Origin of the sequence: Amycolatopsis heterodermiae (genome assembly GCF_034929455.1) — a bacterium.
Classification (GTDB): Bacteria; Actinomycetota; Actinomycetes; order Mycobacteriales; family Pseudonocardiaceae; genus Amycolatopsis; species Amycolatopsis heterodermiae.
On record NZ_JAYFSI010000006.1, the window covers coordinates 518,646 to 532,197 of the forward strand.

General features: G+C 72.0%; 12 protein-coding genes. 8 read left to right on the top strand and 4 right to left on the bottom strand.

Annotated features, from left to right (window positions below; translation table 11 throughout):
- Positions 1 to 21 precede the first annotated feature (21 nt).
- Together VA596_RS27470 and VA596_RS27475 are read right to left on the bottom strand one after the other, a co-directional pair.
- Positions 22 to 483, bottom strand: a complete 462-nt coding sequence (locus VA596_RS27470) for an HNH endonuclease (protein ID WP_323331050.1) — start codon at positions 481 to 483, stop codon at positions 22 to 24.
- 121 nt (positions 484 to 604) lie between these two features.
- The gene (locus VA596_RS27475) at positions 605 to 1,558 is read right to left on the bottom strand and encodes a CE1 family esterase (protein WP_323331051.1); all 954 of its coding nucleotides are present in this window, start codon (positions 1,556 to 1,558) and stop codon (positions 605 to 607) included.
- 158 nt (positions 1,559 to 1,716) lie between these two features.
- Between VA596_RS27475 and htpG the strand changes: the two genes are divergently transcribed.
- The 4 genes from htpG (at position 1,717) to VA596_RS27495 (ending at position 6,661) form a co-directional block, all read left to right on the top strand.
- Entirely contained in the window at positions 1,717 to 3,639 is a 1,923-nt protein-coding gene (htpG, locus tag VA596_RS27480; protein WP_323331052.1) for a molecular chaperone HtpG, read from the top strand.
- Between the two features lie 117 nt (positions 3,640 to 3,756).
- Positions 3,757 to 4,392: a phosphoribosyltransferase gene (locus VA596_RS27485; protein WP_323331053.1), complete on the top strand. Its 636-nt coding sequence runs from the start codon at positions 3,757 to 3,759 to the stop codon at positions 4,390 to 4,392.
- A 119-nt stretch (positions 4,393 to 4,511) separates the two neighbouring features.
- Entirely contained in the window at positions 4,512 to 4,946 is a 435-nt protein-coding gene (locus tag VA596_RS27490; RefSeq protein ID WP_323331054.1) for a DUF6292 family protein, read from the top strand.
- Positions 4,947 to 5,068: 122 nt separating this feature from the next.
- Positions 5,069 to 6,661 carry a phytoene desaturase family protein gene (locus VA596_RS27495; protein WP_323331055.1) on the top strand — a complete coding sequence of 531 codons (1,593 nt, stop codon included), beginning with the start codon at positions 5,069 to 5,071 and terminating at the stop codon, positions 6,659 to 6,661.
- A 200-nt stretch (positions 6,662 to 6,861) separates the two neighbouring features.
- Here the strand turns inward: VA596_RS27495 and VA596_RS27500 are convergent, their stop codons facing one another.
- The gene (locus VA596_RS27500) at positions 6,862 to 7,221 is read right to left on the bottom strand and encodes a hypothetical protein (protein WP_323331056.1); all 360 of its coding nucleotides are present in this window, start codon (positions 7,219 to 7,221) and stop codon (positions 6,862 to 6,864) included.
- 265 nt (positions 7,222 to 7,486) lie between these two features.
- Here VA596_RS27500 and VA596_RS27505 point away from each other — a divergent pair, with 265 nt between their 5' ends.
- The 3 genes from VA596_RS27505 to VA596_RS27515 are packed head-to-tail and all read left to right on the top strand — an operon-like array spanning position 7,487 to position 11,125.
- On the top strand, positions 7,487 to 8,497 hold the full coding sequence (locus tag VA596_RS27505; protein ID WP_323331057.1) for a chemotaxis protein CheB: 1,011 nt from the start codon (positions 7,487 to 7,489) through the stop codon (positions 8,495 to 8,497).
- Positions 8,494 to 9,258 carry an ATP-binding protein gene (locus tag VA596_RS27510; protein ID WP_323331058.1) on the top strand — a complete coding sequence of 255 codons (765 nt, stop codon included), beginning with the start codon at positions 8,494 to 8,496 and terminating at the stop codon, positions 9,256 to 9,258. The genes VA596_RS27505 and VA596_RS27510 overlap by 4 nt, the downstream gene beginning before the upstream one ends.
- 10 nt (positions 9,259 to 9,268) lie before the next feature.
- Positions 9,269 to 11,125 (top strand): CheR family methyltransferase, encoded by a 1,857-nt coding sequence (locus VA596_RS27515; RefSeq protein ID WP_323331059.1) that lies wholly within the window; start codon positions 9,269 to 9,271, stop codon positions 11,123 to 11,125.
- Positions 11,126 to 11,131: 6 nt separating this feature from the next.
- On the opposite strand, the gene VA596_RS27520 is transcribed toward VA596_RS27515, so the two are convergent.
- Positions 11,132 to 12,220, bottom strand: a complete 1,089-nt coding sequence (locus tag VA596_RS27520) for a carboxylate-amine ligase (RefSeq protein ID WP_323331060.1) — start codon at positions 12,218 to 12,220, stop codon at positions 11,132 to 11,134.
- A 115-nt stretch (positions 12,221 to 12,335) separates the two neighbouring features.
- On the opposite strand from VA596_RS27520, the gene VA596_RS27525 reads away from it, so the two are divergent.
- The gene (locus VA596_RS27525; RefSeq protein ID WP_323331061.1) at positions 12,336 to 13,523 is read left to right on the top strand and encodes an amidohydrolase; all 1,188 of its coding nucleotides are present in this window, start codon (positions 12,336 to 12,338) and stop codon (positions 13,521 to 13,523) included.
- Positions 13,524 to 13,552 lie beyond the last annotated feature (29 nt).

Genomic DNA, 13,552 nt, shown 5'->3' on the forward strand with positions numbered 1-13,552 from the left:
ACGAGCAGGCCGTCGCCACGCTCACGTGCCGAGCGGGTGCAGCTGGTCCCACGACGGAACGCGCGGGGTGATCCGCAGCTTCATGCCGGCCTCGGCGGGCAGCTTGTCGGCCTTGCGGGCGTTGCAGCTGCGCGCGGTCCCGCCGCACGCGGCGACCGTGTTGAGCCAGTCGGTGCGCGCGCCGCCGCGGCTGAGCGGGACCACGTGGTCGATCGTCGTCGCGCGCTGGCCACAGTAGGCGCAGCGGTGCCCGTCGCGCGCCAGCACACCGCGCCGGGACCAGCGCGGCGGCTGCGTATATCGCCACTTCATGACGACGTAACGCAGTAACCGCACGATCTTCGGGCGCGGGAACAGGCCGTACGCGAGACCGTCCTCGGCCTCGTGGACGACGGCGACGTCCCGGACCAGCATGCGGATGGCGTGCGGGACGGAAACGGTGTGCAGCGGCTCGTAACCGGCGTTGAGGACGAGAACCCCCATGGCGCGACTTCTTTCTTCGGAACGGACGCGAAAAGCCGCCCGGATCGCGGTGATCCGGGCGGCTTTCCGCGAAGCGACCCGTTCATGGTCGCCGAGCTTCGCGAAGGGCGTCAATCCCGTTTCAGCGCAGCGGGTGGCTCCGGAAGAACCGCCAGATCACCGGGGTCGCGTCGATGACCGTCGGCGTGGCCGAATCGAGGTTCGGCTTGGTGCTCGGCCAGACGTGCCCGGCGCCCTCGACGCGGTAGTGCTCGACGGTGCCGCGCCGGTCGCAGCCGAGCCACTTCTGCGCGACCACGCCCTTCACCGGCGTCCACGACACCGGCTTCGCGCGGCAACCGTCCCTTGTGGACCAAGCGGCGAGCCAGTCGGGGATCGGCGGCAGGCCCTTCTCCGGAACGCCGGTGTACGGGATGGTCGTGTCGGCCGTGCCGTGGAAGTCGAGGATCGGCACCGAGCGGCTCGGGTGGCACGCGCCGCCCTGCGGGTAGAAGGCGCCGGACACCGGGGCGAACGCCGCGATCCGGCTCGCCAGGCGGCAGGCCAGCACGCCGACGAACCCGCCGCCGTTGGACTTCCCGGCGGCGAAGACGCGGTTCGCGTCGACGCACAACGTCTTCTGCAGCTTCGTGACGAGGTCGCTGGTGAGCAGGACGTCGTCCGCGGCCGCCGAGTAGGGCGCGCCGGTCCAGGCGGTCTCGCCGTCGGTGCCGACGAGGCCCTGCGGGTAGACCGAGATCGCGTCCAGCGCCGAGAAGCCGGACAGCTCCTCCTGGTACGCGGACGTGCGCTTGTGCCCGTGGAACGACAGGAGCAGCGGGTACGACCTGCGCGGGTTGTAGTGCGCCGGCAGGTGCACGGTGTACGTGCGGTCGAGGCCGCCCGAGGTGAGGTGCTGGGTCGTCGTCACCCCGGCCGGGACGGGCGCGGTGCGGCCGCAGCCGGTGGTGCGGACGGGGTGGTCGACGACGCGCGACGGGGTCGCGGCCGCGGCGGGTGCGGCGAAGCCGGTGGTCAGCGCGCAGGCCGCGGCGAACGCGGCCGCCCACCGGGGCCGGGGGAAGCGTCCGGGCACTCGATCCTCCTTGATCGGCAGCAGGGCGTGGCCAGCATCACACCGGCCGTCGTCACCCGCCTACATTGCGTTCATAAAGTGCGCGGCCGGGTGACGGCCGGGACCGTCGGACCCCCTCGGTACGATCGGGCCGTTCGCCGAAACCCGGAAGGAAGCCCGTGACCACCCCGATCGAGACGCTCGAGTTCCAGTCCGAGGCGCGTCAGCTGCTCCAGCTGATGATCCATTCGATCTATTCGAACAAGGACACGTTCCTGCGGGAACTGGTGTCGAACGCTTCGGACGCGCTCGACAAGCTGCGGCTGGAGTCGTACCGCGACAAGGACCTCGTGGCGGACACGGCCGATCTGCACATCACGATCGAGTCGGACCCGGCCGAGCGCACGCTGACGGTGCGGGACAACGGCATCGGCATGACCCGCGACGACGTCGTCGGCCTCATCGGCACGATCGCGAAGTCCGGCACCGCCGACTTCCTCGCCAAGCTCAAGGAGGCGAAGGACGCCGCCGCGTCGCAGGACCTGATCGGCCAGTTCGGCGTCGGGTTCTACGCGAGCTTCATGGTCGCCGACAAGGTCACCCTCGTGACGCGCCACGCGGGCAGCGCCGAGGGCGTCCGCTGGGAGTCCGAGGGCGAAGGCACCTACACGATCGAGCCGGTCGAGGACGCGCCGCAGGGCACCGCGGTCACGCTGCACCTCAAGCCGGAGGACACCGAAGACGCGCTGTACGACTACACGTCCCCGGCGAAGATCCGGGAGATCGTGAAGAAGTACTCGGACTTCATCACCTGGCCGATCCGGATGACGGCGGAAGCCGCGCCGGCCGCCGAGGGCGAAGAGCCCGCCGAGCCGGCGGTCGAGACCGTGAACTCGATGAAGGCGCTGTGGGCGCGGTCGTCGAGCGAGGTCACCGAAGAGGAGTACAGCGAGTTCTACAAGCACGTCAGCCACGACTGGCAGGACCCGCTGGAGACCATCCGGCTGCAGGCCGAGGGCACGTTCGAGTACCAGGCGCTGCTGTTCCTGCCGTCGCACGCGCCGATGGACCTGTTCCTGCGGGAGCGCAAGCGCGGCGTGCAGCTCTACGTCAAGCGCGTCTTCATCATGGACGACTGCGAGTCGCTCGTCCCCGAGTACCTGCGGTTCGTCAAGGGTGTCGTCGACGCGCAGGACCTCTCGCTGAACGTGTCGCGGGAGATCCTGCAGCAGGACCGCCAGATCCAGCTGATCCGCCGCCGCCTGGTCAAGAAGGTCCTCTCGACGGTCAAGTCGATGATGTCTTCCGACGCCGACAAGTACGCGACGTTCTGGCGCGAGTTCGGCCGCGCGGTCAAGGAAGGCCTGCTCGACGACTTCGAGAACCGCGAGGCGATCCTCGAGATCTCGTCGTTCCCCTCGACGCACGACGCCGAGAAGCCGACCTCGCTGCGCGAGTACGTCGAGCGCATGAAGGAGGGCCAGGAGCACGTCTACTACATGACCGGAGAGTCGCGTTCGGCCGTCGAGAACTCGCCGCACATGGAGGCATTCCGGGCCAAGGGCTACGAGGTGCTCGTGCTCACCGACCCGATCGACGAGATGTGGGTCGACGCGGTCCCGGGCTTCGACGGCAAGCAGTTCCAGTCCATCGCGAAGGGCCAGGTCGACCTGGACTCGGACGAGGACAAGAAGGCCACCGAGGTCGCCCGCGAGCAGCAGCAGAAGGACTTCGAGGGCCTGCTCTCGTGGATGGGCACGTCGCTGGGCGAGGACGTCAAGGAGGTCCGGCTCTCGTCGCGGCTGACGACGTCCCCGGCCTGCATCGTCGGCGACACCCACGACCTGACCCCGACGCTCGAGAAGATGTACCGCGCGATGGGTCAGGAGCTGCCGCCGATCAAGCGGATCCTGGAGCTCAACCCGGAGCACGCCCTGGTCACGGGCCTGCGCGAGGCGCACACCGCGCGCCCGGAAGACGAGGGCCTGGCCGAGACCGCCGAGCTGCTCTACGGAATGGCCCTGCTCGCCGAAGGCGGCGAGCTGGGTGACCCGGGCCGCTTCATCAAGCTGCTGGCCAACCGGCTGGAGAAGACCCTCTGAGACCGGCGGCCCGGGCGAGGACTTCCTCGCCCGGGCCCGCGGTCTTCGCTCGCGGCGGTGCCACCGGGGGAGGAGGACACTCACCCGTGAGCGCACCACGGGTGAGAGGAGTTTCTCGTGCCCGCTTCGCAGGTGTTCACCAACCGCGAGGACGGCGGGCGGCGGCTGGCACGGGAGCTCGCGCGCCGCACGTGGGCCGATCCGCTGGTGCTCGGCCTCGCTCGCGGGGGGATGCCGGTGGCGGCCGTCGTCGCGCGGGTGCTCGGTGCCGAGCTGGACGTCGCGGTCGCGCGGAAGATCGGCGCGCCGGGGCACCGGGAGTACGGCGTCGGCGCGGTGACGCCCTACGGCCCGGCCATCTACGCCGAAGCGAGCCTGCACGCGCTGAAACTCACCACCGGCCGGCTGGCGCGGGCGGAAAACCGCGAACGGGCCGAAGCGCGCCGGCGTCTCGAGCGTTATCGCGCGGGACGCGGGCCGGTGGTCTGCGCCGGCCGGGACGTCATCCTCGTCGACGACGGGCTCGCCACCGGCGTCACCGCGCGGGCCGCCCTGCGCGATCTGCGGGCCGGCAGGCCGTCCACCCTCGTCTTCGCGGCGCCGGTGTGCGCCCCGGGCGCGGCCGCGCTGCTGCCCGAGGCCGACGACGTCGTCTGCGTCGTCGAGCCGCCGGAGTTTCGCGCGGTCGGTCAGTGGTACGCCGATTTCCGCCAGACCCGCGACGAGGAGGTGCTGGCCCTGCTCGCCCGGTGACCCTCGGCCGATCCACTGAGGACGCGCCGTGACGTGCTGCTCCACCTGGGGAACGCCCGGTTGAGCGGGCCGGTGGCGGGGTATCTCCGGGCCGGGGATCCGACGGATGGGCAGGTGTCATGGCGGAACGGGACGGACTCGGCGCACCGGCGCTCGGACTGCGGCAGTACCTGCTCGCGGTCGCGAGCAAGCTCGACGCGCCCGCCTGGTTCTGCGAGGTCGAGGTGCCCGCCACCGCCTACCTCGCGCTCGAACAACGGCTCGAGCGGTTCCCGGACCACGAGACGGCGCTGCTGTGGGACGAGCGCGACGGCTGGGCCGCGGCCGTCGAGTCGGCGTCCGGCGAAGACGTGGTGGTGCTGGCCTACCTTGGCGAGGATCTGCTGCCGGACCCGTGCGCCGTCGCGGAATTCGTACGCGATCTCTACGGCGACAAGTATCCGGGGCAGCCCGATCCGCCGAACTTCCGAAGACCGGGCAGCGCCGATGGCTTCGACGAGCGTCTCGCCGCCTACGCCGGGAAGAACGTCTGCCTGCCGGAAGGCCAGGCCTGAGGTTCGCGGTCCGTCCACATCGGACACAACGTGGCGGCCGGGCGAAAACCGTCCCCCGTCCGGACGCCGGCCGCACTACGCTGGAGGGACCAGTCACGAGTCCCGACCAGCCGGGAGGCCGAGTGAGCACGGAAGCCGCCGACGCGGTGGTGATCGGCGCCGGCCACAACGGCCTGGTCGCGGCGAACCTCCTGGCCGACGCCGGCTGGTCGGTGCTGGTCCTGGAGGCGACGGAGCAGCCGGGCGGCGCGGTCCAGACCGCCGAGCTCACCGAACCCGGCTTCCACAACGACCTGTTCAGCTCGTTCTACCCGCTCGGCGCGGTGTCGCCGGTGCTGCGGGGACTCGGGCTCGAGGAGCACGGCCTGCGGTGGCGGCACGCCCCCGACGTGCTCGCGCACGTGCTGCCCGACGACCGGTGCGCGGTGCTGTCGCGGAACCTCGATCGCACCACCGCGTCCGTGGACGAGTTCGCGCCGGGTGACGGCGCCGCCTGGCGCCGGTTGTCCGAGCAGTGGCAAGAGCTGCGTGACCCGCTGCTGGCCGCGTTGTTCACGCCGTTCCCGCCCGTTCGCCCGGCGCTGAAACTGCTGCGGCGCACCGGCACGGGCGACGCCGTGCGCCTGGCGCGGATGCTGACGCTGCCGGCGCGGCGGCTGGCCGACGAGCTGTTCACCGGCGAAGGCGCGAAGCTGCTGCTGGCCGGGAATGCCGCGCACAGCGACCTTTCCGTGGACAACGCGGGCAGCGCGGTGTTCGGCTGGCTGCTCGCGATGGTCGGGCAGGACACCGGGTTCCCGGTGCCCGCGGGTGGCGCCGGGGAGCTGACCGCGGCGCTGGTGCGGCGCCTGGAGTCCCGCGGCGGGAAAGTCCACTGTGGACGCCCGGTCGGCGAGGTGCTCGTGGCCGGCGGACGGGCCCTGGGGGTGCGTGACGCCGCGGGTGACCCGGTCCGGGCGCACCGCGCGGTGCTCGCGGACGTGCCGGCGCCGGTGCTGTACGGCGGGCTGGTCGCGTCGGAGTGGCTGCCGTCGCGGCTGCTGGACGACCTGCGGACGTTCGAGTGGGACAGCGCGACGGTGAAGGTGAACTGGGCGCTGTCCGGCCCGGTGCCGTGGACGGCCGAAAACGCGCGCGGCGGGGGCACGATCCACCTCGGCGCGGACCTCGACGGCCTGTCGGCCTTCGGCGGTGAGCTCGCGCGGGGGAAGACGCCGCGCCGCCCGTTCCTGCTGTTCGGCCAGATGACGACCAGCGACCCGGACCGTTCGCCCGCGGGCACCGAGGCGGCCTGGGCCTACACGCACGTGCCGCGGGGCTCGATGGCGGGCCGGGGTGCGCTGGAGCGGCGGGTCAAGCGGATCGAGGAGACGGTCGAGGCGCACGCGCCGGGGTTCGCCGGCCTGATCAAGAACCGTCACGTCCAGGGCCCGGCCGAGCTGGCGCAGCACAACCCGGCCCTGGTCGGCGGCGCGATCAACGGCGGCACGACGGCGATCCACCAGCAGCTCTTCTTCCGCCCGGTCCCGGGCACGGGCCGCGCGGACACCCCGGTCGACCGCCTGTACTTGGCGGGCGCGTCGGCCCACCCGGGCGGAGCGGTCCACGGCGGCCCGGGAGCCAACGCGGCCCGAGCGGCTCTGGCCCGAGCAGGCAAACTGGGCGGCGGCTACGCGGCGGTGATCAGGGCGGCCCACCGAGCCCTCTACAGCTGACCCGCCCGGAGTCACATTGCCGGAGTTCAAGGCCCCGCACGGATCGCAGCTAATGGCAGCCGCAACCGCCATTTCGCTGTTCCAGAGGCCGGCACGCCGACGCCAGGCGGAGTTGCGGCCCACATAGTGAAACCCCGGTCTCACCAAACGCATCTTTCTCGGCGAAAGATCGGTCTCTGCCGGGAACGCGCGCGGGGCTGTTAGTGGTCTTCGGCGGCGCAGCGGCGCCACTGGACTTCGTCACCGGTCCGGTCCGCGTGCCAGATTTCGGTGGCCGTGTCCGATTCCCACGTGGGGACCAAGCGGCCCGTGACGATCCGGCCCCGGGCGACGCGGCCGAACAACTCGATGCCGTCCGCTCGGCGGGCGGCCGGGATCCAGGCGGGGAAGCGGGTTCCGGGCAGCTTTCGTTCGATCCACTCGCGGGCGGACCCTTCGCTGCCGTGCTCGGATTCGACGATGCTCGACACCGGGCCGCCGGCGCCGACGGTCAAGCCGATCGACGCACGCCAGCGCACGGTGGCGGTGCTCCGCCGGTCGGGTCCCGTGCCTTCAGACATCCCGTCAAGGGTCCCGGACGACCGGGTCCGCGGGCCATTACACGTTCGCATGGTTCGACGTTCACTCACGGTGCCCCCTGGCGCGTGCGGGACCTCGGTACCGTCAAGATCTTCCCCGTCCGAGTGATGTTTAACCACGGATCGCGGCGGGGACCCGAATCGGTCGACCCCACCGGAAGTCCACTGTGGACAATATCGATCCGCCCGCCCCGGTTACCCGCCGCCGCCGAGGCGACTACCGTGACGGGGTGAGGAGGTGGTCGACGTGCCCTTCCAGCGTGACGTGGTGGTGCTCGGCGCCTCCGCCGGCGGCGTCGAGGCACTCCGCAGCCTGGTCGGGGCCCTGCCGGCGGACTTCCCGGCCGCGGTCCTCGTCGTCATGCACCTCTCGCCCGGCGCGTCGAGCGCCCTGCCGCAGATCCTGAGCCGCTCCGGCGCCCTGCCGGCCGTTCCCGCGCAGCACCGCGGGCCGCTGACCGGCGGCGTCATCCACGTGGCGCCGCCCGACTTCCACCTGCTCATCGACGAGGGCACCCTGCTGCTCAGCCACGGCCCGACGGAGAACGGCCACCGCCCCGCCGTCAACGCCACCCTCCGTTCGGCGGCGGTCACCGCGGGCCCCGCGGCGATCGGCGTCGTGCTCTCCGGGGCGCTCGACGACGGCGCGGCCGGGCTCTGCTCGGTGGTGGAGCGCGGTGGCCTGGCGATGGTCCAGGACCCGGAGGAGGCGCTCTACCCGGGGATGCCCGCGAACGCGCTGGCCCTCACCCCGACCGAGCACGTCTACCCGGCCGAAGTGCTCGGCAAGGTGCTCGACCAGCTGGTGCGCGTCCCGGTCGACCAGGCCCCGGCGAACCCGCCGTCACCGGGGCTGCTGCTCGAAGACCGGATCGCCCGGGACAGCGTCCGGCTGGACGCGGTCGTGCCCGGCGACGGGACCCCCGCGTCCGGGTACAGCTGCCCGGACTGCCAGGGCACGCTGCTGGAGATCGACCACCCGCACGGGCGGTACCGCTGCCGCATCGGGCACGCGTGGTCGGCCGAAGCCCTGCTGAACGCGCACGACGCCGAGTTCGAGCGGGCGCTGTGGACGGCGCTGCGTTCGCTCGACGAGAAGGCGGCACTGGCCCAGCGCATGCAACGCGACTCCACCCACCGCGGACTGGCCGGGCTGACCAGCCGGTACGACACGACCGCGCGCGAATGCACGACGGCCGCCGAAACCCTCCGGAGGTTCCTCATCGCCCAGCACCCGGAGACCGGGCCGCCCGCATGACCGGCGAGGGCGCGGCGGTGAGCCTGGTGCCGGTGCACCGCCCCGGCTCGACCGTGGTGACGGTGACCGGGACGCTCGACCTGCACAGCTACCCGGACCTGCGCGACGGCCTGCTCAAGATCGCCACGGACGCCCCGGACGGCGTGATCGCCGACATCGAAGGCCTCCGCATCCGCGACGCGAGCCTGGCGAGCGTCTTCTCCGTCATCGCCATGCGGATCAGCGACTGGCCCGGCATCCCCTTCTCGCTCGTCTCGAGGCGGCCGGAACACCTGGAGCTGTTCGAAAGCCGCGTGATCGACCGGTTCGTGGCGGTGCACGCCGGCGTCGGCGAGGCCGAGGCGGCCCGGGACTGCCCGCGGCGGCGCCGCGCGGTGCAGCTGCTCGCGCCCACCGTCGGTGCCTCGGCCCTCGCCCGGGAGTTCGTCAGCCGGGTCTGCGCGCAGTGGGACGTGCCGGAGTACGAGGAGGACGGCAGGCTCGTCGCCACCGAGCTGGTCGAGAACACGATCCGGCACACGGTCTCCGCGCCGCGGCTGCGGCTGGAGCTGAGGCGCGGCCTGTTCACCATCGCGGTCGGCGACGACGATCCGCACCCGGCCGTGCTCCACGAGCGGCTCAACCCCGGGGAAGCCGGCATCGGGCTGCGGCTGGTCGCGCAGGTCGCCCGGGTGTGGGGGTGCAGCCGGTCCTGGTCGGGCGGCAAGGTGGTCTGGGCGGTGCTGACCAGGCGCGGACGGCCCGCGAGCCCGCACGGGTAGCGTGTCCCAGGTGACAAATCCCCCACCGGAAGCCGACGACGAGTTCGAATCGGTGCTCGCCTACCTCAAGGAGTCCCGGGGGTTCGACTTCACCGGTTACAAGCGCACCAGCCTCATGCGGCGGGTCCAGCGGCGGATGAGCCAGGTGGGGGCCGGCACCTTCGCCGACTACATCGACCAGCTCCAGGTCAACGCGGACGAGTTCGTCGCGCTGTTCAACACGATCCTGATCAACGTGACGGGGTTCTTCCGGGACCCCGACGCCTGGGACTACCTGCGGGACCAGGTGATCCCCGCGCTGCTGGCCGAGCGTTCCCCGGAGGAGCCGATCCGGGTGTGGAGCGCGGGCTGCGCGGCCGGCCAGGAGGCCTACAGCCTCGCGATCGCGTTCGCCGAGGCGATCGGTGTCGACGCCTTCCGCCAGCGGGTCAAGATCTACGCGACCGACGTCGACGAAGAGGCGCTCGCCCAGGCGCGGCAGGCGTCCTACACCGCGGCCGAGCTCGAAGGACTGCCGGAGGGCAAGCTCGAGGAGTACTTCGAGCAGTACGGCGGCCGGTACAGCTTCCGCAAGGACCTGCGCCGCTCGGTCATCTTCGGCCGCAACGACCTCGTGCAGGACGCCCCGATCTCGCGGATCGACCTCCTGGTGTGCCGGAACACGCTGATGTACTTCAACGCCGACACCCAGACGAAGATCCTCGAGCGGTTCCACTTCGCGCTCGCCCCGCGGGGCATGATGTTCCTGGGCAAGGCCGAGATGCTGCTCAGCCACACCCGCATCTTCGAGCCGCTCGACCTCAAGCGGCGGGTGTTCCGCAAGGTGGCGAACTCGCCGGTCGGGTACAGCCACTTCGTCTCCCACGGCTACCCGGGCCGGCGCCCGGCCGACGTCTCGGGGCTGGACCAGCTGCGCGAGCACGCGTTCTCGGCCAGTCCCGTCGCCCAGATCGTGGTGACCGGCGAAGAGGTCACGGCGCTGATCAACCAGCAGGCGGAGATCGCGTTCGGACTGTCCGAACGCGACATCGGCCGCAAGCTGTGGGACCTGGACGTCTCCTACCGCCCGGTCGCCCTGCGCCCCTACGTCGAGCAGGCCCGGCTGGAGCGCCGGTCGCTGCGCATCAAGGACGTCGAGTGGCGCCGCGCCGGGGACGTGGTGTGGTACGAGGTGCACGTCAACCCGTTGCTGGGCAAGGAGAAGAGCCTGCTCGGCGTGTCGGTGGTGTTCCACGACGTCAGCTGGGCGCGGCTGCTGCTCACCGAGCTCGAGCACTCCAACCGGCAGCTCGAATCGGCCTACGAGGAGCTCCAGTCCACCAACGAGGAGCTGGAGACCACCAACGAGGAGCTCCAGTCCACCGTGGAGGAGCTGGAGACGACGAACGAGGAGCTCCAGTCCACCAACGAAGAGCTCGAAACCATGAACGAGGAGCTGCACTCCACCAACGACGAGCTGCAGACGATCAACGACGCCCTGCGTGACCGCAGCCTGGAGCTCGACGACCTCAACGACTTCCTGGAGTCGGTGCTGACCTCGATCCAGGCCGGGATCGTCGTGCTCGACACGGAGATGCGGATCAAGGCCTGGAACCGCGGTGCCGAGGAGCTCTGGGGCGTGCGCCGCGAAGAGGCCGAGGGCACCCACCTGCTGAACCTGGACATCGGGCTGCCGCTCGCCGAGCTGCGCCCGGTGGTCCGCGACGCGCTGGGCGACGCCGAGTCGAGCGCCGAGCTGACCCTGGACGCGATCAACCGCCGTGGCCGGGCGGTCGTGGTCCGGCTGCTGTGCAGCGCGCTGCGAGGCGCGGCCGGGAAGAGCCAGGGCGCGCTCCTGATGATGGAGGAGGTCGGCCGGCCCGGCTAGCGCCGGTCAGCCGGTCACGGCCAGCAGGTCGACGACGTCCTCCCCGCGTTGCCGCTTCGCGAACGAGCGCCGCTGCCGGTCGGCTCCGCCCTCACCGGTGGCCAGGCGAGCCGTTCCCTCCAAAGCGAACTCCCGGTCGCCCGCCGCTTCGAGGGCGGTGCTCGTCAGCTTGATCAGGTCGTCGAGCACCGCCGAGGCCGGCTCCAGGTCACCGGTGCGCGGGTGCGGGCAGCGGCCGGAGACGCCGTCCCGCGACGCCCGCCACAGCTGGGCGCGCAGCACCTCGTTGGGCAGGTCCGGCGGGGGAGCGTCGTCGTCCAGCGCGGTGGCCACCAAGCCGCGCGCCAGTACGGCGAGCAGGACCGCGTCCTCCGGGGTGGCGGCGACGTCGGCGATGCGGAACTCCAGCGTCGGCTGGTTCTCCGAGAGCCGGACGTCCCAGTAGACCATCCCGCGGTCGAGGATCGAGCCCGCGCGCAGCCACGCGTCGACGACGCTCTCGTACTCGTCGAGGGAGCCGAACTTCGGCGGCGGGCCGGCCGAGGGCCAGCGGCTCCACTGCTGGTAGCGCCAGCTGTGGTAGCCGGTGTCGTAGCCGTCGGCGATCGGCGAGTTGGCGGTCACGGTGAGCAGCGCCGGCAGCCACGGCCGGACCCGGGCGAGCACCCGGATCCCGGTCTCCTTGTCCGGGATCGCGACGTGCACGTGGCAGCCGCAGGTGAGCGACGTCCGCGCGGTGGCGCCGAAGTGCTCGGCCATCTGCTGGTAGCGCGGCGTCGGCGAGATCACCGGCAGGTCCTCTTCGGACAGCGGTGCGCAGCCGCTGGGCAGCAGCCGGAGCCCGCGCTTGCCCGCGGCGGAGGCCAGGTCGGCGCGCATCCCGCGGAGCTGGCTCAGCGCACCGGAATGGGTCCGGCAGACGTCGCTGGCGGCCTCGGCCTGGGTGCGCGTGAGCTCGTGCTGGAGCTCGCCTTGGTCGCCGCCGGCCGCTTCCGCGGCGTCGACGACGTCGTCCCCGGCGTGGGACAGCAGTCCACGCCGGTCGACGACGAAGAACTCCTCTTCGACGCCGAAGGTCAATACCTGGTCTGTCACCGGGGTTCTCCTGGGGATGGGGAACCGCCTGGATACCCGCACGCGGTATGGGGCAAACCGCGTGACCGGACGACTACTCTTGTGTGACCGGGCCCACTGCGGGTATTCCGAGGGCATGGAGTGGCACGAGGAGCTGCACGAGCGCGCCGACGAGTGCGTCGAGCGCCTGGACGAGCGGCTGTGGGCCGTGGCGGCCAGGCTGCACGAGCGGCCGGAACCGTCCTTCGAGGAGCATGCCGCGGCGAAGCTGCTGACCGGCGAGCTGGCCGCGGACGGCTTCGAGGTCGAGACCGGCACCGCCGGGATGCCCACGGCGTTCGTCGCGCGCGCCGGCACCGGGCGTCCGTGCGTGGCGTTGCTGCTGGAGTACGACGCGGTGCCCGGCCTGGGCCACGCTTCGGGCCACAACCTGGTCGCGGCGGCCGGGCTCGGCGCCGCGCTGGCCGCCAAGGACGTGCTCGGCGACAGCCGGGGCTCGCTGCTCGCCGTGGGCGCACCGGCCGAGGAGAGCGGCGGTGGCAAGCAGGCGCTCGCCGAGGCCGGGATCTTCGACGACGTGGACGCCGTCCTGATGGTCCACCCGGGAGTGCACTCGTGGTCGTGGGCGCCGCTGACCGCGCGGGTCGAGCTGAAGGTCACCTTCCACGGCCGCGCCGCGCACCCGACCGGCGACCCCGAACACGGCGTCGACGCGCTCGCCGCGCTGATCCAGGCGTTCGGCGCGCTGTCGGCCCTGCGCCAGCGGCTGCCCGCGGGCTCGCACGTGCAGGGCATCGTCACCGACGGCGGCGAGGCGACCACCGTGGTCCCCGACCGCGCCGAAGGCCGCTTCGGCCTCCGCGCGCTCACCACGGAGGCCCTGGACCGGCTGGTCGAAGACGTCACGACCTGCGTGCAGGGCGCGGCCATGGCGACCGGCGCGAAGGTGGACGTCGAACGCCTCGGCCGCGGCTACGCGCACTTCCGCGACAACCCGGTGCTGTCGGAGCGGTTCACCGAGCACCTCGCCGCGTGCGGCATCCACGCCGGACCGCCCGAGCCGGGGGTGTACCTGGGTTCGTCGGACATCGGCGACGTCAGCCTCCGCGTCCCGGCGATCCACCCGTTCGTGGCGATCGCGGCCCAGGAGTACCCCGACCACACGCGGGAGTTCGCGGAAGCGGCGGCGTCGCCGCGGGGCCGCGCGGCGATGCTGGCCTCGGCGTCCGCGCTGGCCCGCACGGCGATCGACCTGCGGACGCACCCGTCGCTCGTCAGCCGGGCCTGGGACCACTTCCGCGCCCAGGAGCGCACCGGGTCTTGACGCATACCCATATGGGCATATGATTGCCG